Raw genomic sequence first — 19,635 nt, forward strand, 5'->3', positions numbered from 1 at the left:
GACAAAGTTCCAGCCAGAGGAAACAAGCGGCGGGCACGCCCATAGGCATGCCCGCCGCCGACATGGTCTCAGCACCCTACGCCCACAGGTCGTTGGGCATCGACACCCACTCAGTCCATTTCGGCATCGTCATCTTCGTCGATGGTGGGGGCCTCGGCCTGCACCACCGGCGCCACGAAGCCACTCACTCGGATGCCGTCCCGTTTGACCTTGGTGCGGCGCCAGCCGAACACACCGGTGAGGATCTGGGCGACCTGACGGCCTTCCCTTCCGTTGGCCCGGTAGAGCTTCAGATCCAGGGCGTCCTTGAGGATCTCGTCGATGGTGGTGTCCTTGCGGCGGGCCAAGTAGGACCGCATTGGAGCCTCCATGGGGCTCTCAATGCGTCGGATGTCCTGCTCTTCGCGTGCCAACAGCTCCTCCTCGTAGGTTAGATGCCAGACCTCCCCCTGCTTGTAGAGGTGGACGGCTTCAGCCCAGAGTTGCTCCCTGTCCCGGGCAAGGGCGTTGAGGTCGATGTCTCCGATCACCAGTGGCCAGAAGCGCCTTCCACCGGTTGTGTCCCGCAGGTAGGCGCTCTCGTTGACGGTTCCGACGAAGATACATGTCCGGGGAAACTCCCGGACATTCACCTCGTAGGGCATCCTGATCCGGTCACGATCGAGGCTGAGAAAGGCTTTCACCCTCGCCGTGTCAGCCTTGCTCAGAGCGTCCAGCTCGGCGAACTCGACCACCCATCGACCCTGGAGGCCGATATGGCCGTCCTTAGACCGGAGATCGAGAGGGGTGTCGTTCACCCACTGGTCGTTCATGAACAGAACGCGGAGGCTGGTGGACTTGTAGGTCCCTTGTCCACCCTCCATGACCAGGCAGGCATCAGCCTTCGCGCCTGGGCGGTAGGCCCGGGCCACGGCGGAGATCAGGAACCGCTTGGTGATGGCCCGGTTGTAGTCGGTGTCTTCGGCGCCGAAGTAGTGGTCGTGAAGGTGACTGATGCGGTCCTGCCCGTCCCACTCCAGGCGATCGAGGAAGCGTTGGATGACGTGTCGACGGTTCCGCATCGCGACGGCCTTGACTGCATTGCTCAGCAGGGGGAGAGGGAAGCCGACATCCAGGTGGGTCTCACACCAGACTCGTAGGGCGAGGAGATGCTCCTCGCCGAACACCGAACCTGCCTGCCCCCCTCCTGGAATGGCCCGGAGCAGCTTGACCCTGCCCTCGAACGTGTCGAAGGCCAGGGAGCCCGCGTAGGTGCAGGACGTTTCCAGCACGATCTCCGCGTTACTCTGGAATGGACGGACGCTGTTGCCGTTCCATCGCAGGTCACCCATCCAGGTGTTGTCTTCTGGGTCGAGGTCAGGCCCCGGCTCCTCGGGCCAGAAGTCCGGGGTTGGGGGAGGGATGAACACCCCGCCCTTGGGCTTGCGGAGGGGGCGGAGTTCCGTCTTGAGGTCGGAGAAGTAGGCGTCTTGCGGGGGCAGCTTCCTAGCCATGATCGACCTCGTCACGGTGGGAGAAGATGCAGGGTGCCTCCCGGTGGGACGCACCGTAGAGTCCGCCGTTGGAGAGGACGCCGGTGATGACTTCCATGGCGATGTCGAAGTCAGCGGGGATGGCGTTCAACCGGCCGCGCCTCAGGCCGAAGATCACTCGACCATCTTTGTTCGTGGGGGGGAACGACAGGTCGTCGGGATAGGGATCGACGTAGAGGTGGAAGGGAAACCCGACCGGGCATCCCAATCCGAGGGAGAACCGGCCCACCCGCTTGTCGTTCCCCTTGAGAAGGGCCCAGGTCAGCCCCAGGGGCCGCTGGTTCCGCAGGGTGGCGACAGCGGCGGAAATGCCTGGGACCATCCTGGCATCGTTCTGGTGGTAGTGCGGGATGAACTCCTCTAGGCGAAGGGCCAGCGACCGGACGAAGATCGCGGTCATCGCGGGGGTCCCGATCAGATAGTTCTGGAGTGTCAGCTGGCTGTATTCAGCCGGTGGAGGAGAGGGTTGAGGGGTGCGCATCGGCGCCTCCTATGTGTGCCGGGTCCGTGTCGGGACATACGGCGGTCGGACCGTGCCTCGATGGCGCCGGTTCGAAATGAGGTGGAGGGCTCCGCCGGTAGTCCCCTGGCGGTGCCCGGTGACGAGCTCTTGGAAGGCCCACCACCTGCTGGGGGCCGAAGTTCGCGGCTTACCCAGCAGATGGCTTCCTTCCCCAAAGAGCTTTCCGTCAGCTCCCATCCTTCACTTCAAGGGAACTGCGCCCCCGTGCCACCGGGGGGGAGGCCACCCTCAAGCAGCTCTTCCAAGAGATGGGTTGGATAGCTGCCGGACATATTTTCACCGACACTTCGGCGTCGGGGCCCTCGTAGGGATGACCAAACGGGAAGCGATCGGGAGAACCTCAACTTGTTCAGGGTCCGGGTTCTTGGACAGGAGTCCAGGACCGGGAGAGGCCCATCAATCCTCGCTCTGTCCAGATGTCCAGACTCTGGTTCCCTTTATGAAAAGTTGAAATATGGAAGGGAGAGAGTATCTGCATCCTGGACAGGTTTCGCCAAATGGCACCTCAATCGTAGACACCTGGACACCCCGTCTAATCCAGCCCCTTTCCTATCCGGTGGAACCACATCCTGAACAAGGGACTGACCTGCTAGAGAGGCACGGCGAGACGCCGGTGTGCCCCCAGATGCAGATGGGCAGAACGAAGAGGTGAGTTCCCGGGCCGTTTCGCTTCTCCTCACTCCCCGCCCGACAAGTCATGCCGGGCCGCCTCCGCGACAAGACGATCTGCCAGAACCTGGATGTTGCCAGGGTTCCAAGCCGAGCCCCTAGACCGGTGACCTTCGGCGGTGAGGATCGCAGCGATGCGGCGCCCACCCAACCCCTGTCGTCGAAGCTCAAGGATCCTGAGAAGTGTCGGGTGCTCACCTGGATGGGGCTCAAGGTGGACCCCGTCTGCCATGAGCTGAAATCCGAAGGGGATAGAGCCCACGCGCTCGTTCCGGGCTTTTTTTACGGCCAGAGCGGCCTTGGTCCTTGCCTGGATCATGCGGCGTTCAAGCCGCGCCGCTGCGTCCATGACAGTCGCCGCCATTTCGGAAAACGGATCATCGCCGGAGATCCCCTCTACGAGGGCGAGGGTGGCACCCCCTCCTCGAAGCTCGCGCTTGACCAACTCTGAGACGTAGACATCACGTGCGACCCGGTCCGCCTTGTGTGCGACGAGGACGCCAGCCCGAAGGTGTTTGATCGCCCCCAGGGCGGCAAGCAGCCCCGGGCGGTCTTCAAGATCGGCACCGCCGCTGACACCCAGGTCCTCATGCCAGGCCACCACAGAAATCCCTTGGCGATCGGCCCAGGTGGTGATGGCGGCGTGTTGGGCGTCCATGCCCAGGGCCTGTTCGTCAGTGCTCACCCTCAAGTAGGCCACCGCGACGGACGGGTTCAGCTTTGGGCGCCTTGGGTGCGGCAGGTGGGCCTCCGGGAGGTGGGGTGTTCTGGAACCGTTCGGTGCCAATACGCGGGTTCCCCCTGAGTAGGGGGATGGGATGAGCGGATGCACTCCCCCCTTCTACTTCTACTCCAAGGATTTTGAGCAGTTGGCGGCGAGTAGGGCGAGGGAAGCACCCTTGATCAAGGGATCGGCCTGGGCCCCAAATTTAGTTTTTCAACTGCTGGGTATCATCCTGCTGAAGACGGCTTATTCGACCAAAATCGGCGGCTGAACTTCACCCCATCTCCCGATATCGCGGTGTCCTGCGGCCTTCGATACCACCCTCCTCACGGCACCGCAGGCCGTGCGGAGGGGCCCTACGCTCCAAGAATCTGACCATCGAGCACAGCTCGATCAGTCATCGTCTACCCCCTCATTTCGGAGACCTCCCGATGAACGTTCATAACGAGTCGCTGACCACCATCTCAGCGGATCCGACCCAACAACCTACTGCCTGTCTCGGCTCAGATCAGCCCCACGACCCACCGAGCGACTCCTGTGTGCGGGAGAAGTTCTACCTCGCCATCGGCCTGCTCCTCGACTGGGCCGGTCTGGAAGTCGCCCAGCACCTACTCCTCGAGAACGAGGTCCTCTCCATGGCCAAAGACATCCTCCTCTGCCCGGAGATGGCGATCCAGGATGGAGTGTTCCTGGAGATGGTTCATGACCGCAAGTGGTTCAGGCTCTCCCTGAACATGCCGGACACGTTCCTCTCTCTGGAGTTCGCTGATCACTCCGGACCCTGTGGGCAGTTCTACTGCCAGATCAACGACGAGACCCCCCTGAGTGCGGGTATGGCCACCTTCGCCCTCTACCATCTTCAGGCCATCTTTGCCAAACCGGCAGAGATTGGCACGAGGATCGTTCTCGACTGCGAGATCGACTTCGCCTAATCACGAACCCTGAAGGCTCAGCTTGGTAGTGACTCTATGCCATGGGGTCACTACCTTGTTGTGCGGGTCCGCTTGGGCTTCATTCGTGATTTAAGGATCAGCTCCCGAGGAAATCCTTGGGACCTCCGCCCATCACTTCAAGCCAACCTGATGGGCAAGGCTTCAGCAGAGCTTGGAGGTCCGCCATTGGGGTTCCCGTGTCCAGCCACGTGGCCCACTCCGTCGGGGCCAACAGCGCGGGCATCCGGTGGTGGGGCAACTCGGCGATCAGCTCGTTTGGCTCCGTGGTGATCACGGTCGCAGTGTCGTAGCCGATCCCCGTCTCCGGGTCTGTCCATGGCCCCCAGAGACCAGCGAAGACGAACAAGTCCCCCGTGGCCGGGAGGATCGTGCACGGCGTGCCCTTCTTGGCGCCGCCGACCTTCGGCCACTCGAACCAGGCGTTGACGGCGATCAGGCATCGCTGGCCCTTGAACGGCTTCGAGTAGAGCCTGCCGGTCGCGATCTTGTCAGCGCGAGCATTGAAGGTGAAGTATTCGGAGATGAAGGCCCGGCTGGGAGCGTTCGGGGGGAGGAAGCCCCAGAGGTAACTCGCCGCCACGCGGACGCCGTCCACAAGGCGGACGCCGGGGATGGCATCGGTCGGGGAGAGGTTCGGGTTCGGCACAGCCCAGTCCTTGGTGGTCCCGGCGGCGCCGAGGCGCTCCAGCACCAAGCCCTCGATGCCCTTCTTCACCCCCACGCGACCGCACACATGTCCTCCACCTAAAGCTGCCGACCATGATGCGCCAGGGTGGGGACGCCCGGGCAAAACTGCCTTGGACACACCAACTCCCACCGCCTCAACGCCGGTTCTCGATCAAGAACCGAGTCTGGCACATTCGTTTTTATTTCGCTATATTGGGACCCCGCCGATGGGGTGGGTGGGGTTGGTTCGATGCTGGCTGTGTGGGTTCCGGAGTTGCCTTTCCAGCTTGCGCGGCAGCGCGAGGCAGAGCTGATCGGGCGTCCCTTGGGGTTCCGGAACCCGGAGCAGGGCCGAACTCCGAGGCTGTGGATGGTGGACCGTATTGCCAGGAAGGCCGGGCTGGAGCCGGGCATCCCCGTGGACATCGCCCTCCACCAGGACCCCGGGCTCGTCGTGCTCGACCCCATGCCCTCAACCTGGATGGATGCCCGCGCCTGCCTGGGTCGTCACCTCCTGGCCTACAGCCCCCTGGGCCGTCTGGGACGCTTCGGTGAGGGCTTCGTGGATCTTCGTGGGACCGAACGCCTGCACGGTCCCGTGCTCGACGCGGCAGAACGGCTCCGCACGGATCTCCTTACGGCAGTGGGCTGGAGTGCCCACGGCGGCCTAAGTCAGAGCTTCTCTGCTTCCCGGTTAGCGGCAAAGGCGGAGGACCGGGTGCGGATGATCGAGGCGGGCCAAGAGGCCCCGTTCCTCGCCCCCTTTCCGCTCGGGGCGCTGTCGGCCCTGGAGGCACGGTCGCGAGATCGACTCCAGCACTTTGGCCTGCACCGCGTCGCGCAGGTCCAACCCATGGAGGTCCACGCCCTCGGGCGGATCATCCCGGTGCCCGAGGCGTTCCAGGTGCTTCGTCAGGCACGTGGGGAGGACCAAGACCGGCTCCCGCCGTTGGAGGTCCTCCAGGCGTCCGAGTCCCTGCGGAAGATCATCATGCCCCCCGCGCACAAGCACGACCTCGGGCTCGCCTCGTGGGTGTGGGAGGCGGCGTGGGCGTGGCGCTTGGATGGCCGCTTCATCCACCGCCTCCGCCTGTCCTGGTGGGATGTCGATGATCTCCACCACGTGCTGCCCTTCAGCCTCAACGGCGAGGACCTCTGGGCGTGCTGCCGAGACCTCGAACTCCAGTTCATGGCCGAGGCGACCCGGCGGGTGCTCATCCAGCGCCTGGAGCTGGAGGCGTGGTTGGGGCCCACACCCGGCGCCCCCCTCCTCCTCGCCGAAGAGCACGTCCAGAAGAGGCTGGCGCTAGAAGCTACTGCCCTTCGACTCCATCGTCGCTTCGGCCAGCAGGCCCTCCGGCAGGGGGCGTAGACCATGGCCCTGGCCCTCGGTATCTCCGCCTACAGCCTCATGGAGGGGGTCTACCTGCCCGAGGACTTGGGAAAGCTGGCGCTCCGCCTCGGCTACACCGACCTCGTCCTGGTGGACCGGGGGCTTCACGGCCTTCCCCGGATGCGCGAGGCCGCCGACAAGCTCGGCCTCCGGCTCCACGTCGGCTGCCGCCTGCCGCTGGGCGATGGTGAGGTCTACGTTCTCCCACTGGACGCCGAGGGCTACACCGGGATGAACAAGGCCCTGACGGACAAGGCCCACGGGCGGTCCTGGGTGTGGCCTGGGAGCTGCGTGCTCCTGGCTGACAGGTGGGGCGTCGCGTTGCAGCTCCGGGATGAAGCCCCGGACACCGGACTGGTCGCCATCCTCATCGGGGCCGGTGGCTGGCAGGTCGCCCAGCGGGCCCGCGCCGAGGGCATCGCCGTGGCGGGCCCCCAGGTGCTGCGGTTCCTGAAGTCGGAGGGGTTGGCTATCCACAAGGTGAAGCGGGCGATCGCGATGAACGCGATGCTCCAGGACTTGAAGCCGAAGGACTACTGGGAACCGCGCCTGGGCGCCAAGACCTGCTCCGCGTGGGAGCAGGGGTTGTCGGAGGAGGTGAACGAAGGCACGCGGCGCCTCGAAGCTCAGCTCGGGGGGTGGACGTTGCCGTGGGGGACGTGGGTGCTGCCGAACCCGCCGCACCTCCGCCCCGGGGAGGACCTCGCAGAGCGGCTATGGGTCGAGGCACGGGAAGGGATTCGTCGTCGCTACGGCGCCGTATCCGACCCGAAGGTCCATCGCCGCCTGGAGAAGGAGATGGACCTGATCCTTCAGAAGGGCTACGGGGGCTACTTCCTGGTCATGCAGGCCATCACGCGGAACGCCTCTCGGACGTGCGGGCGGGGGAGCGGCGCGGCGTCTCTCCTCAGCTACCTGCTGGGGATCACGAACGTCGATCCCGTGGGCGCCAACCTGATGTTCGAGCGGTTCTTGAACGAGGACAGGGAGGACCCGCCCGACCTCGACGTGGATTTTGCATGGGACGAGCGAGACGACGTGCTCAAGTGGGTGTTCGAGACGTTCGGGCGCGAGCACGTGGCCATGGTCGCGAACCACAACATGTTCCAGCCCCGGGCCGCCATCCGCGAGGTCGCCAAGCTCCACTGCCGACCCGAGAGCGAGATCGCCAGGATGTCGAAGCGTCTGCGGACGTGGGGCTGGGAGGACGAAGCCGGGTTGTCTGTGAAGCTCGGGAGGACGACCCGCACCGACGCCCCGATGCCCGAGCCCTGGCCGGACATCATCCAGATGGCCACCCGGCTCGTCGGCCAGCCTCACCTCTTGTCCGTCCACCCCGGCGGCACGGTCATCACACCCGGCCCCCTGTGGGAGCACGCCCCCAGCCAGCCCGCCCCGGCGAAGGATGGCGTGTCCATCCTCCAGTGGGAGAAGGACGGTGTGGAGTCCTACGGGCTCGTGAAGCTCGACCTGCTCGGCAACCGGTCCCTCGCGGTCGTCCGTGACGGCCTGGCCGTCCTGGAGGCACGAGGAGAGGCCCCAGAACGCCGCACGTGGTTCCCCGAACAGGACGAGGTCACCCAGGACCTCATGGCCCGGGGGGACACCATCGGCGTCTTCTACGTGGAGAGCCCGGCCAGTCGCATCCTTCAACAGCGAGTAGGAAGAGGCGACTACGAGCACCTGACCATCCACAGCTCCCTTATTAGGCCCGCCGCGAACCGCTGGGTGGACGCCTACGTCTCCCGCACCAAGGGCGAGCCATACGAACCCATCCACGCATCCCTGGACGACCTCCTGAGCGAGAGCTACGGCGTCCTCGTCTATCAGGAGGACGTGATGCGGGTGGCCCAGGGGATGGCGGGCTTCACCTACAAGCAGGCCGACAAGCTGCGGAAGGCCCTGGGGAAGAAGGACCACGCCGCCCGGGTCCCCGACTACAAGGCCGCGTTCATGGACGGCTGCCGGGCCAACGGGATCCCCGAGAAGGGGGCCGAGGAGGTCTGGTCGATGATTGAGACCTTCACGGGCTACTCGTTCTGCAAGCCCCACTCCGCCAGCTACGCCCGGGTGAGCTACGAGAGCGGCTGGATCAAAGCTCATCACCCCGCGCCGTTCTACGCCGCCGTCATCAACAACCAGGGCGGGTTCTACCCGGCCATTGCCTACCTGGGAGACGCCCGGCGCCACGGCGTGAAGGTCCTGGGCCCGGACGTGAACGAGAGCGATGCTGGGTATGCCCCGGATGGTGACCACGTCCTCCGCGTCGGGCTCAGCTTCATCAAAGCTCTGCCCAAGGCGGACCTGGAGAGGCTGCTGGCCGCTCGGGGGGAGGGCGGTGCCTACCAGGACCCCCAGGACCTCCAGGTCCGGGCGAAGACCTCCGCGAAGGCCATGGAGCTGTTGGCCAGAGCGGGTGCTTTCGACCGCTGGGCGCCTGACGGAGATCGGACCCGGCTTCTCTGGGACAGCGTGGGTGGCCTCCCCAAGGGCGTGGCCCCGAGGCCCACCGGTCTCGTGCAGAGGGCCAACCAGGAGATGGAACTGCTGGGGATCACCCTGGAGCTACACCCGGCGGCGCTCACCCGGGGACTCCGTCCCGGGGAGGACTACCCCCACCGTGCCGGGCAGGTGGCCCACCGTGTCGGGCACGAGAGCCGGTTCTGGGCCCTGGTGGTGGCGGAGAAGCTCGTGCTCACCAAGGACGACCTCCCGATGCAGTTCGTGACCCTGGAGGACGAGAGCGGCCTTGTGGAGGCCGTGGTTTTCCCCGATGCCTTTCGCCGCCGGGGCCAGGGGTTCACCGTCGGCGAGGTGGTCCCAGCCCGGGGCGTGGCGGATCTTCAGGATGGAGTAGTGATCCTTAAGTGGCTGTAGATGAGACCGTTCCGCTTTCTTATCGGAGTGTCGTGACGACTAGGGTGATTGTGATCCCGTATATGAATAATCCCCACGGGAGGGATTCCAGTCCCCCTTGGCATTGAAATTGTTAGGATCACTGATCCGTGTCGGTGAGCTTGGCGAGGAGTAGTAGGACGTGAACCAACAGGTGATACGAGACCTTGTGCGCTTTGCCCTTGCGGCAGCCGCACGACAGGATCATCGGGTTGACCTCGGTCCAATCCACCTTCTGAAGCTGCTCTTCTTGGCGGACTGGGCCTTTGCTCAAGGGAACAGCGGGAAGACCTACACGGGTATTCCCTGGAGGTTTCACAACTTCGGTCCCTATTGTTATGAAGCCGTGGCGGAGGTGGAAGATACGGTTCATGCATCCGGCGTAGAAGACCGGTCATTCCTTGGGTCCAAATCTGGTAGGGAGGTTAAGCGTTGGAGCTTCGAGAGAACCGCTTCAACGGACGAGCTTTACTACGACCTGGACCGAAGGCTTCCTTTGGTTGTTTCGAGGGCAATACTGCAAACAATTCGAACCCAAGGCAGTGCCACATACCCAATCCTCCATGAGGTCTATAGCAGCCTTCCGATGCGATGCACGGCCCCTGGAGAACTCATCAACTTCGATGCCGCCATTGCGGAACTACTCGCCACACCGGAGCCCAGCGGTCCGGAAGAGGAGAGCCCCGATACACGCCCAGTCGTTCTCAGTCCAATAGACCCAGACGCCAGCACGACCCAACGCAAAAAGCGGGCAAGGGAATTTGCGCTGCTTCAACAGCGGATGAGCGAAGCATTGTCCCGTGCTGATGATTCGGGGGATCTCCTCTACATAGAACCCCTTGAAGATGAAGTGTTCGAGCAAGGAGTCTCCTGGTTAGAACCTCAGCAGGAAGCTCTACAACCGTTCACCGCGCACCTCCAGATCCACCCGAGTGTCTGGCACTCAAGGACCCGGAGGTCCATCTCATGATCCCCGCCTCCCACGAATACCCACTCGATGCCATCCAGGCCTACTTCACGAACGAGACGGAACAATGGTGGGTGAAGAAGCCTGCTAGTGCAGTTGCGACGCCTGAGCGGTGGGATCTGCTGGTGTCCCTAGTCCCACATCTGGGCGATGTGCCCCATCGAGCCCATCTGACGAGGATTGAGCCGGAGAACCACGTGGACCTCCATGCTGAGGTTACGGCGTTCCACATAGACCGACACAAGCCCGCCCCGGAGACGGACCTTCCAGCTGCGGCCTTCCCAGATGGTGCCTTCATCTACGGTGGGAAGGTTCGGCCTGTTCTGGTAGTCAGTCACGTCCACCCAAGTCCAAGCAGAGCGATCCGGGGTAGCGCAAGGACGGTTACCAAGCCCTCCTTCCTTGTCGCTCCCTATTACGGAGCTGAGCCAGACGGCACCAGGGCAGGTTTCCCGCATGAGTTTGTGGCCAGGATTAGGCAGGCTCAATACTCTCAGTTCTTTTGGGACCACCTACCGACAGGGCTTCCACACATGAAGCGCACTGACTGCTCAAGCATCCTCAGACTTGATCAAGTGTTCCCAATCTACAGGAAGCGCGAGGATGATGTCGCGGCCTGGGCCACCACCGGCTGGACCATGGCCCCGAAGGCTCGGAAGGTGCTTGAGGAGTGGATCCGATGGGGATTCCAAGGTGGGGTCAAGGCGGGGGGAGCGATTGACACTTTCCGGACAATCCTCCGGGAAGTAGAAGGCGAACAACCTGCCTAGGTAGTGTCATCACGGGAATCTGTGCGGGCAAATCTTCGGGACCGTCACGCGAGAGGCCAACGGCGCGGTCCTTCCCAGGACGAGAAGCAAGAACGGCGACCCGTCACGTCGCTCCGCTCTACAGGTCCCTGAGGCCAAGACACTATTTGGAACGTCGTCGAAATAACTTGGCCTTGGCCTTTGTCTTCGGTTTGTCGGTCAAAGCGTCCTTCCTGGGCATCCGGGCCGCCTTGACGCCAACCGGCGGTTCGGAAGAAGCGGACTTGGACAAAGTGGGGGCTTTGGCCGGACCACTCCTTCTCGCCTGCCTTGCGACGGTTGCCCGGGATCGAGATTTAGTTGCCCCCTCCTTTTTGTGGTTCACCAGAAGGTCTTCCGAGGGGTCATACCCCACCTCCCGAACATCGATCCCCATTACCTGAAGTAGGTGGGCGGCAATCTTCTCAGCCGTCGGGAGCATGGCCTCACAGGATCGTCGGATGTAAGCCTGCTTGATGGCGGATCCCTTGTGGTTCTGGAGGGCGTCGATCACCGGCTCAGGTTCACCTAGGTCCGCACCTATGGAAGACCACGTCTTCCGCAGGGTGTGGGGCGAGATGCTTCCCCCGGTGATCCCCGCATGTGAGACAACGTCGTCCAAGGCATGGCGGAGACCGGAAGTGGTCAGAGGCAGAGTCATTTTCCGCACCAGGGACGCCGCCGACTTCGGCATCACGATGGCCCTGGCCTTCTTCACACCTTGAACCCCCTTCGGGATGACTACGATCTGACCCTCGATCCAGGTCGGATCCCACACCTTGAGAACCCCAGACCTCGACCCAGTGAGGAGGAGCCAGAGGGCGGCGAGCTTGTGCTTGGCCCGGCTATTTAGGAACCCCTTCCCGAGGGCAACCAGTTCCCTCTTGGTGAGGACCCGCTCGTCGGGGTGAACTTCAGCCTTAGTTACAGCCTTCGTCCAGTTCACCGCTTGGACCACGTTTGGCCACCGTCCCACAGACCAGTTGTAGAGCTTCGAGAGTAGGGACCGGAGGTGATTGGCAGTCGTGAACTTCTTGTCCTGGAGGAGGGGTCGGACGACCTCCAATGCAGTTGCGGTCGTTACGGTGTCGATCGGCATTGACCCAAACCGGGGACGGATGTGAAGGCACCACAACTTCTCCATGCCGTCCAAGTAGGCTGTGGAGCGAAGAGGCACAAGATACTGGGCTTTGAACATCTCCCACGCCTCGTCGAGCGTCGGAGTGGTGTCCTTGGGCTTCACCTCCGCCAGCGGGGCGTTTGGGTCGATCCCCTGGTCCACGAGCTGGCGAAGACGGATGGCCTCGTCCTGGAGGGCCTTGAGAGTCCATCCGGCCGATAGCTTAGGCCCAAGATGGACCCAGATGGGGCGATCGAGGGTGCCTCGCCAATACCACTGGTGGTCACCAGATGGGTAAAGCCGAAGGTAGATCCCCAGACGGCCCACCAGGGCGTGGGCCTCCGGCTGTTCAGGGGTTTTGAGCTTTTCGAGCTGGGAGTAGGACTTGGCCAACTGGGCCTCCACGCCCTACCCTAACGAGCTTTTCAGCTACATTTCCAGCTACATTTCATTCCGCTCTAGCTACTGGGGATCGTCGAGTTCCCGTTTAGTATCTCATCAGTGAAGGCCCGAAATTACTGGAGAAGTGGCACTAGGTAGTGGTGATGATCGAGGTCGCGGAATGGCAGACGCCGCGGACTTAAAATCCGCTTCCGGCAACGGAGTACCAGTTCGAGTCTGGTCGGGCGCACCAAAGCTGGATATTCATTCCTGGCTGGATATTCATTCCCGGCTGGATGTTCACCCCTGCTCGGACATCAGCTTCAGCAGGGGGATGAGGATCCCGTTGAACCGCTTCCAGCCGGAGAGGTCGCCGCGGACCAGCCGGTGGACCTTCACCCAGTCGCCCTCGGCGGCGGCCTTGGGCACTTCCTTGAGCATGAAGTCGTACGCCAGGATCCGGGCGGCCAGGGCCGGATCCAGCGCCTGTTCCGGGTCCTCCACCAGGTCGACGCCCACCAGCTTCCCAAACCTGGCGTATTCGGCCCGGCCCAGCACGGGGATGAAGCCCCGGCCGCAGAACCTGGCGCCATCGCCGGGCTCCGTGTTGCCCAGGGCGCGCTTGAACTCGTACATGCGGCGGAAATAGGCCTCGCTGCCCTGTTCCCGCTCCGGGGCGAACAGGTAGCTTTCCGCCCCGATGGTGGCGATGGCGGCCACCTCCGTGGCGGAATCCTGGATCTTGAGGGCGGCCAGGGCCTCCACCACCAGGGGCCAGTTCTTCTCCACGTTGGCCAGAGGCGCGTGGAGGGTCGTCGCGATGACGTCCGCCGTGAAAGGCATGGTGGGCTCCCGGAGGAAAGCGGCAGGCTTGGCGGGGAAAATCTACCATGGCAAGGATAATCTCGTGCATGGACATCCATCGATTGCACACCGGCGAAGCCGAGGCCCTCATCGCCGCGACGGGCGCCGAGCTCCAGTCCCTGCGCCTGGGCGGACACGACCTCCTCTGGGAAGCTGGCCCCCCCTGGCCCCGCCATGCCCCCCTGCTCTTCCCCATCGTGGGACGGGTCAAAGGCGACACCCTGCGGCACGTGGGGAAGATGTTCCCCATCCCCCGCCACGGCTTCGCCCGGGACCGGGACTTCGCCCTCATCGAAGGCACCGCCACCACCTGCACGGCCGAGTTGCGGGACGACGAGGCCACCTGCGCCGCCTATCCGTTCCCCTTCCTCCTGCGGGTGGCCTACACGCTGACCGCCACCTCGCTGCGCATGGACCTGGCCCTCCGCAATCCGGGCGACGCGCCCCTGCCCGCCAGCCTGGGCCTGCACCCGGCCTTCCGCTGGCCGCTGGCGCCGGGCCTTCCGAAGGCGGCGCACCGACTGGTCTTCGAGGCCGACGAGCCCGGCGCCCTGCGCCGCCTGGACGCCGACGGCCTGCTGGATCCTGCGCCGCGCCCCTCGCCGATCCAGGATCGGGTGCTGCCTCTGAACGAGGGCCTCTTCCGGGAGGATGCCCTGGTCTTCCTCGAGCCCCGAAGCCGCAGGCTCCGCTTCGAGGCGGAGGGCGGCCCCGGCCTGGATCTGCGCTGGGAGGGCTTCCCCCACCTCGGGATCTGGGCCAAGCCGGAGCCTGGCCCAACCTTTCTCTGCCTCGAGCCCTGGGAGGGTCACGCGGATCCCGCGGACTGGGACGGCGACATCACCGCCAAGCCCGGCAGCTTCCTTCTCGCGCCCGGCGCCACCCGCCGCTGGAACTTCACCATCACGCTGATAGCCGACAGCCGATAGCTGAGAGCTTCTACACCAGCTCCGCCCCCAGGAAGTGCGGGCTGGCCAAAGTAACCCTCGCCTGCACCAGCTCACCGAAGGGCAGCTCCCGGCCGGGGCCGACGGCCAGGTGCACGGTCTTCCACTCGCCGCTGCGGGCCAGCCACCAGCCCTGCTCGGTGGGGCCGTGGGTCTCGACGCGCACAGGGATCTCGCGCCCCACGAAGCGCTGGTTGCTGGCCCGAGTCAGCTCAGTCTGGCGCTTCTGGAGGCGGGCCAGGCGCTCGGACTTCACGGCCATGGGCAGGTCGTCCTTGAGGCGCAGCGATGGTGTGCCGGGCCGGGGCGAGTAGATGAAGCTGAAGGAGGCATCGAAGGCCACCTGGTTCAGCACCCGCATGGTGTCCTCGAAGTCCTCGTCCGTCTCGCCGGGGAAGCCCACGATGAAGTCCGTGCTGAGGCAGATCCGCGACCGGGCCTCGCCCAGGTAGCCCAGGCGCTCCAGGTACTCGGCCACGGTGTACTCGCGCAGCATGCGGCGCAGCACGCGGTCGCTGCCGCTCTGCAGAGGCAGGTGGAGGAAGGGGGCGACCTTCGGGTTGGTGGCGAGCACCCGCGCCAGCTCTTTCGTGAAGTTCATGGGATGGCTGGTGGTGAAGCGGATCCACTCCAGGCCCTCGACCTCGGAGACGCGCTCCAGCAGCTCGGCGAAGGTGCAGCCGCCAGCGTAGCTGTTCACGTTCTGGCCCAGCAGTTCCACCTCGCGGTAGCCGCGCTCGACCAGACCCCGGACCTCGGCCACCACATCCCCGAAGGGGCGATGGCGCTCGGCGCCGCGCGTGGTGGGCACGATGCAATAGGTGCAGGCGTGGTTGCAGCCCTCGGTGATGGTCACCAGGGCCTTGGCCGTGTCGCGGCGCCGGGCCACGGAAGGCGGGAAGAGGTGGTTGTCCGGGTACTCGCCCGTGTCCATGACGCGGGCCTTGCCGGCCCGGGCCTCGGCCACCAGGCGCGGCAATTGCTTCAGCGCCATGGTGCCCAGCACGAAGTCGATGTGGGGGGCGCGCTTGAACAGGGCCGCCTGCTCCTGCTGGGCCAGGCAGCCGGTGACGCCCACCAGCAGCGGGCGCCGCTGCTTCTCCTCCCGCAGGCGGCCCAGCTCCGAGTAGACCTTGTGCACGGCCTTCTCGCGGATGGAGCAGGTGTTGAGCAGCACCAGCTCCGCGTCCTCCGCCGCGTCCACCGCCTCGAAGCCCTCCGCCGACAGCAGCCCCGACAACTTCTCGCCGTCGTGGTCGTTCATCTGGCAGCCCCAGGTCTCGATGTGGAACTTCATCTCTGCACCCAAACCTTCGAGTGTACTGAGAAAAATGCTTGGACAGGATTAACAGGATGAAAGGCGGGATTAACAGGATTAAAGCCTTGGTGCTTGAATCCTGCTAATCCTTATTAATCCTGTAAATCCTGTCTCCGATTTTCGAGCCTCCGCGCCCTCAGAACCGGTACCGGGCGCTCAGGGCGAGCTGACGGCCGGGGAGCAGGTAGTACTGGCTATCGCCCAGCTCGCTCTCGGCGACGGGCTTGCGACGGTCCGTGAGGTTGCGGCCGTCCAGGCGGAGCTCCCAGGCTTTCTCCCGCCAGCCGAGGCTGGCGCCGTAGGTGGCGTAGCCGCCGGTGGGCGCGGTGTTGCGCTGGTTGAGGAAGGCGGCGCCGGTGTAGGCCATCTCCGCAGAGGCAGTGAAACCGCGGGCCGGAGCGTAGGAGATGCCCAGGCCGCCGAGGTGGTAGGGGGACATCTCCAGCCGCTTCCCCGCCAGCTGGGTGAGAGTGCCGTCGCCGAAATCCTTGGCGTAGTCCCGGAACCGGGCGTCGTGGTAGCTGTAGGCCAGGCGGGCCGCCAGGTCGCTGGTGAGGCGCCAGGAGGCCGACGCCTCCACGCCCTGGAAGCGCTCGGTCCCGGCGTTGGCGAGCACCGGCGACGCCGTCCCGGTGGCCGGATCGATCACGCTCTGGGACACCACCAGGTTCTCGAAGTCCATGAGGAAGAAGCTGACTTCCAGGGCCAGGCGGCGTCCCAGGAGGTCGGCCTTGGCGCCCAGGTCGTAGCTGGTGGCGGTCTCGGGTCTGAGGATCTGCGCGGCGCTGTCCAGGCCGAAGTCGATGGCCGCGGGCTTGAAGGTGCTGCGCAGGCCCGCGAACAGGTTCACGCGATCCTCGCCGGCCTGCCAGGCGGTCCAGGTGGCCCCCGCGCTGCCACCCAGGCGGGTGGTGGTGCGGGCGTCCACGCCGGTGTCGAGGGCTCCGCTGGCGAAGTCCAGCGTGGCGGCCCGGCGCGTCTCCTCAGCCCGAGTGAGGCGCAGGCCCGCCTCCAGCGTCAGGCGTGGCGTGGCCTGCCACTGGGCGAAGGCGTAGAGGCCCGTGAAATCTCGCTGATCGTCGATGCGGATGTCCGCCTGGCTGGGCGTGGCGGAGGCGTCCGGCGCGCCGGATCCGTCGAGGTTCACAAAGTAGTCGAAGTCCCCGCCCCGGCCGCGGCCCTGCCCATGCAGATGGTCCACGCCCGCCACCACCTTGAGGCCGGCTCCGGCCGCCCACGTGAGGTGAGTGTCGAGATAGAGGTCCGTGAGGTCGATGCGCTCGCGGAAGCCATGCGCGTTGGGGGCGGTGGTGCTCACGTCCGTGAGGAAGCCCCGGAAGGCATCCTGGCGCGCCCGGGAGGCCGACAGCGTGGTGGACCAGAGCACGGAGGCATCCAGGGCCCGATCGTAGCCCAAGGTGAGGGTGACGCGCCGGTCGTTCAGGAAGGCCCCGCCGGGGTTGTGGTTGGCGTCCAGCGGCACTTGATCCGTCAGCGCCCGGCCCACGCGGGGGAAGGGGCTCGCGGGCTGCTGGTCCACGGCCGTGCCCTCCAGGTCGAACCGGACCACGCCATCCAGGGCCTGCACGCGGTTCCGCCACAGAAGGTGGTTGCGCTTGAAGCTGGTGCGCGGATCTTCGAAGCCCTGCGTGTCGTGGTCCACCGTGAGGGTGCTGTCCACCGCAGGGCCGACGGGGAGGCGCAGATTGACGGCTCCCCCGAAAGAGCCATGGTTTCCCGCGGACAGCCGGGCGGATCCCTTCGTGTCCAGCGGCAGGCCGCGGATGACGTGGATGACGCCCACGAAGGAGGTGGCGCCGTACATCACCGGAGCGGCCCCCCGTTGGACCTCGATGCGCTCGACGCCCTCGAGGCTCAGGGTGGCGAGGGCCGGATTGAAGGCGCCGCCCCAGGGCACGCCGTCCACCACGAGGAGGAAGGCGTCGAACTCCTTCAGGCCCCAGAACTCGGGCACGCTCCCGGCCGGGCCGGCGTCGCCGCCGGGGGCGATGAACACCCCGGCCAGCAGCGCCAGGGCCCCGCGCAGATCCGTGGCGCCGCAGTCGGCAAGCTCCCGGGCGGTGAGCACGGTGATGGAAGCCGGCACCTTGGCCGGATCCTCTGGAAAGCGTGTGGCGGTGACCTCCACCACGGCCGCGGGTGGAACGGGAGGAAGGGCTTGCAACATCAGGATTCCTTGTGTGCAGGAGTCGAAGGATCGGACTGCGGCACGCGGACCCGAAGGATTCCGTCCGTAGCCTCAACCGTCAGGTTCATGTGATCAGCCATGCCGCGCAGCCAGAGTCCGGCCAGGCTGCGTGGCGCCTCCGGGGGCCACTCCGCCTCCAGGGATGGCGGGAGCGGGGAGTCCGTGAACCACCGCAGGATCCAGGCCCCAGGCACGGCTTCCGCCTCCAGGCGCAAGGGCCCGGGCGCGGCCCAGGGGAGGATCTGCCTCGTGAACGCCACGACCCAATCCTGGAGCAGGGGGGCCGGCCAGGATGCCTGCCCAGCGCCCGCATCCACGAAATCGATCGGACAGTGAAAAAGTGTGCCTGCGGCTTCAAGCCGCTTCCCCAGCCCCGCCTCCCAATCCTTCCAGGGGATGGGCTCAGTGTAGGGGAGCCGCCCCAGGGCCACGGTCCGGGCCATGGAGATGAGGACCTTCCCATCCTCCAGAAGCGTCTCCAGCCGCTCGTGGTTCTGGGGGTCGAAGGGGAGGGCCGGATCGCCCAGATCCGCCACACTCTGGAGCCCCGTCAGCAGATTGTTGAAATCATGCAGGGTCGCCCGCCAGAGTTCTTCAGGATCCATGCACCCTCCCGGCCACAAAAGCCTTGAATGACGTTACCTTGGGGGCCACCCTCTGTGCATCATCGGAAGACCGACGTCCCCAGGACTCCCTCATGCAGCAACCGATCAAGCGGCTTGGCGAACTGCTCGTGGAATCCGGGCTCATCACCCCGGCCCAGCTTCAGAGCGCCATCACCCACCAGAAGATCGCCCGGGGGCGCCTGGGCAGCAACCTCGTGGCCCTCGGCTACATCAGCGAGGAGGTCCTCATGGACTTCCTCAGCCAGCAGGCCGGCGTGCCCCAGATGGACGTGCGGAATCTCGCGGTGCCGCCCGAGGTGCTGAAGCTGGTTCCCCACCGGCTGGCGGACCAGTTCACCGTGCTTCCCGTGGCCACCCGGGAGCCGAAATCGCTGGTGCTGGCCATGTCCGATCCGTCGGACCTGAACGCCATGGACAGCGCCCGGTTCGCGTCAGGGCTGCACATCCAGCCCGTGGTGGCTTCGCACAGCGCGCTGCGCAAGGCCATCGGGGAGCTCTACCGGAACCTCGAGGCGCCGTCTCCCGGGGCTCCGGTCACGGTGGACGTGGGCGCCTCCCACGACGAGGACGAGGCCCTCCCGGTCACCTTCAGCCTCAGCCCACTGCCCGTGCCCGCACCCGCGCCCGGCCCCGCGGCGGAACACGCCTTCCCGCGGGATCCCTTCTTCGACGCCACCGGCGCTCCGTCCTACGACACCACGGATCTCGATCCCTTCCGGTTCTTCGAGAAGGCGGATCCTCCGCCTCCGGCTCCCCCCGACCTCATCCCCGGCCGCACCCTCCGCGAGTCGGTGCCCACCCTGGAATCCTACGGGACCCGCGCCATCGTCCTGGGCATGGTCCGTCTCTTCCAGCGGCGCGGCATCCTGGGCGAGGACGAGCTCCAGCGCCTGCTCGCCAACCTCGTGGAATCCGGCGAGATCAAGAACAGCAAAGCTGATTAGCTTTCGACCTTCAGGATTGCCAGGAAACCTCGCCTCGCCGGGTGCCGGGGGGGGGGGGGGGGGGGGAGCCAGGGGCGGCGCCCCCCCCCGCGCGGCCGGGCGGGGGGGCGGCCGCC

General features: G+C 65.4%; 16 protein-coding genes. 7 read left to right on the forward strand and 9 right to left on the reverse strand.

The features are described 5' to 3' along the window. Window positions 1-110 precede the first annotated feature (110 nt). The 3 genes from MLE64_RS05150 to MLE64_RS05160 form a co-directional block, all read right to left on the reverse strand. A complete protein-coding gene (locus tag MLE64_RS05150) occupies window positions 111-1,493 on the reverse strand; it encodes a virulence-associated E family protein (RefSeq protein ID WP_243316713.1) in 1,383 nt (460 codons plus the stop codon). Further along, a complete protein-coding gene (locus MLE64_RS05155) occupies window positions 1,486-2,013 on the reverse strand; it encodes a hypothetical protein (RefSeq protein ID WP_243316714.1) in 528 nt (175 codons plus the stop codon). Before MLE64_RS05155 ends, MLE64_RS05150 begins: the two co-directional genes overlap by 8 nt. Before the next feature lie 718 nt (window positions 2,014-2,731). After that, window positions 2,732-3,556 (reverse strand): recombinase family protein, encoded by an 825-nt coding sequence (locus MLE64_RS05160; RefSeq protein WP_341482258.1) that lies wholly within the window; start codon window positions 3,554-3,556, stop codon window positions 2,732-2,734. A gap of 323 nt (window positions 3,557-3,879) precedes the next feature. Here MLE64_RS05160 and MLE64_RS05165 point away from each other — a divergent pair, with 323 nt between their 5' ends. Continuing rightward, entirely contained in the window at window positions 3,880-4,380 is a 501-nt protein-coding gene (locus tag MLE64_RS05165; RefSeq protein ID WP_243294130.1) for a hypothetical protein, read from the forward strand. 97 nt (window positions 4,381-4,477) lie between these two features. Here the strand turns inward: MLE64_RS05165 and MLE64_RS05170 are convergent, their stop codons facing one another. Continuing rightward, window positions 4,478-5,134 (reverse strand): SOS response-associated peptidase, encoded by a 657-nt coding sequence (locus MLE64_RS05170; RefSeq protein ID WP_243294131.1) that lies wholly within the window; start codon window positions 5,132-5,134, stop codon window positions 4,478-4,480. 183 nt (window positions 5,135-5,317) lie between these two features. Between MLE64_RS05170 and MLE64_RS05175 the strand changes: the two genes are divergently transcribed. From MLE64_RS05175 to MLE64_RS05190, 4 genes are all read left to right on the forward strand, one after another. Continuing rightward, window positions 5,318-6,439: a Y-family DNA polymerase gene (locus tag MLE64_RS05175; protein WP_243294132.1), complete on the forward strand. Its 1,122-nt coding sequence runs from the start codon at window positions 5,318-5,320 to the stop codon at window positions 6,437-6,439. A gap of 3 nt (window positions 6,440-6,442) precedes the next feature. After that, on the forward strand, window positions 6,443-9,337 hold the full coding sequence (locus MLE64_RS05180; protein ID WP_243316716.1) for a helix-hairpin-helix domain-containing protein: 2,895 nt from the start codon (window positions 6,443-6,445) through the stop codon (window positions 9,335-9,337). A 160-nt stretch (window positions 9,338-9,497) separates the two neighbouring features. Continuing rightward, complete coding sequence (locus MLE64_RS05185) at window positions 9,498-10,325, forward strand: Panacea domain-containing protein (protein WP_243294134.1); 828 nt, start codon at window positions 9,498-9,500, stop codon at window positions 10,323-10,325. After that, on the forward strand, window positions 10,322-11,092 hold the full coding sequence (locus MLE64_RS05190) for a hypothetical protein (RefSeq protein WP_243294135.1): 771 nt from the start codon (window positions 10,322-10,324) through the stop codon (window positions 11,090-11,092). The genes MLE64_RS05185 and MLE64_RS05190 overlap by 4 nt, the downstream gene beginning before the upstream one ends. A 142-nt stretch (window positions 11,093-11,234) precedes the next feature. Here MLE64_RS05190 and MLE64_RS05195 read toward each other — a convergent pair whose 3' ends face one another. Both MLE64_RS05195 and MLE64_RS05200 read right to left on the reverse strand, forming a co-directional pair. After that, entirely contained in the window at window positions 11,235-12,623 is a 1,389-nt protein-coding gene (locus MLE64_RS05195; protein WP_243316717.1) for a tyrosine-type recombinase/integrase, read from the reverse strand. A 288-nt stretch (window positions 12,624-12,911) separates the two neighbouring features. Then, the gene (locus MLE64_RS05200) at window positions 12,912-13,454 is read right to left on the reverse strand and encodes a hypothetical protein (protein ID WP_243316718.1); all 543 of its coding nucleotides are present in this window, start codon (window positions 13,452-13,454) and stop codon (window positions 12,912-12,914) included. 68 nt (window positions 13,455-13,522) lie between these two features. Here MLE64_RS05200 and MLE64_RS05205 point away from each other — a divergent pair, with 68 nt between their 5' ends. Then, entirely contained in the window at window positions 13,523-14,404 is an 882-nt protein-coding gene (locus MLE64_RS05205) for an aldose 1-epimerase family protein (RefSeq protein WP_243316719.1), read from the forward strand. Between the two features lie 10 nt (window positions 14,405-14,414). On the opposite strand, the gene miaB is transcribed toward MLE64_RS05205, so the two are convergent. The 3 genes from miaB to MLE64_RS05220 all read right to left on the reverse strand — a co-directional run bounded on the left by miaB (window position 14,415) and on the right by MLE64_RS05220 (window position 18,554). Beyond that, window positions 14,415-15,719 (reverse strand): tRNA (N6-isopentenyl adenosine(37)-C2)-methylthiotransferase MiaB, encoded by a 1,305-nt coding sequence (gene miaB / locus MLE64_RS05210; protein ID WP_243316720.1) that lies wholly within the window; start codon window positions 15,717-15,719, stop codon window positions 14,415-14,417. A 157-nt stretch (window positions 15,720-15,876) separates the two neighbouring features. Further along, complete coding sequence (locus MLE64_RS05215; RefSeq protein WP_243316721.1) at window positions 15,877-17,928, reverse strand: TonB-dependent receptor; 2,052 nt, start codon at window positions 17,926-17,928, stop codon at window positions 15,877-15,879. Next, entirely contained in the window at window positions 17,928-18,554 is a 627-nt protein-coding gene (locus MLE64_RS05220; protein WP_243316722.1) for a hypothetical protein, read from the reverse strand. The genes MLE64_RS05215 and MLE64_RS05220 overlap by 1 nt, the downstream gene beginning before the upstream one ends. A gap of 92 nt (window positions 18,555-18,646) precedes the next feature. Between MLE64_RS05220 and MLE64_RS05225 the strand changes: the two genes are divergently transcribed. Further along, entirely contained in the window at window positions 18,647-19,519 is an 873-nt protein-coding gene (locus MLE64_RS05225; RefSeq protein ID WP_243316723.1) for a cyclic di-GMP-binding domain-containing protein, MshE-related, read from the forward strand. The last annotated feature ends 116 nt before the right edge of the window (window positions 19,520-19,635 follow it).

This window comes from Geothrix paludis, assembly GCF_022808815.1.
In the GTDB taxonomy this organism is placed as follows: domain Bacteria; phylum Acidobacteriota; class Holophagae; order Holophagales; family Holophagaceae; genus Geothrix; species Geothrix paludis.

What these genes read in the sequence shown, in the direction of transcription:
- MLE64_RS05150 (WP_243316713.1), bottom strand. Translation starts at nt 1,493, where the DNA reads ATGGCTAGGAAGCTGCCCCCGCAAGACGCCTACTTCTCCGACCTCAAG.
- MLE64_RS05155 (WP_243316714.1), bottom strand. Translation starts at nt 2,013, where the DNA reads ATGCGCACCCCTCAACCCTCTCCTCCACCGGCTGAATACAGCCAGCTG.
- MLE64_RS05165 (WP_243294130.1), top strand. Translation starts at nt 3,880, where the DNA reads ATGAACGTTCATAACGAGTCGCTGACCACCATCTCAGCGGATCCGACC.
- MLE64_RS05175 (WP_243294132.1), top strand. Translation starts at nt 5,318, where the DNA reads ATGCTGGCTGTGTGGGTTCCGGAGTTGCCTTTCCAGCTTGCGCGGCAG.
- MLE64_RS05180 (WP_243316716.1), top strand. Translation starts at nt 6,443, where the DNA reads ATGGCCCTGGCCCTCGGTATCTCCGCCTACAGCCTCATGGAGGGGGTC.
- MLE64_RS05190 (WP_243294135.1), top strand. Translation starts at nt 10,322, where the DNA reads ATGATCCCCGCCTCCCACGAATACCCACTCGATGCCATCCAGGCCTAC.
- MLE64_RS05200 (WP_243316718.1), bottom strand. Translation starts at nt 13,454, where the DNA reads ATGCCTTTCACGGCGGACGTCATCGCGACGACCCTCCACGCGCCTCTG.
- MLE64_RS05205 (WP_243316719.1), top strand. Translation starts at nt 13,523, where the DNA reads ATGGACATCCATCGATTGCACACCGGCGAAGCCGAGGCCCTCATCGCC.
- miaB (WP_243316720.1), bottom strand. Translation starts at nt 15,719, where the DNA reads ATGAAGTTCCACATCGAGACCTGGGGCTGCCAGATGAACGACCACGAC.
- MLE64_RS05215 (WP_243316721.1), bottom strand. Translation starts at nt 17,928, where the DNA reads ATGTTGCAAGCCCTTCCTCCCGTTCCACCCGCGGCCGTGGTGGAGGTC.
- MLE64_RS05220 (WP_243316722.1), bottom strand. Translation starts at nt 18,554, where the DNA reads ATGGATCCTGAAGAACTCTGGCGGGCGACCCTGCATGATTTCAACAAT.
- MLE64_RS05225 (WP_243316723.1), top strand. Translation starts at nt 18,647, where the DNA reads ATGCAGCAACCGATCAAGCGGCTTGGCGAACTGCTCGTGGAATCCGGG.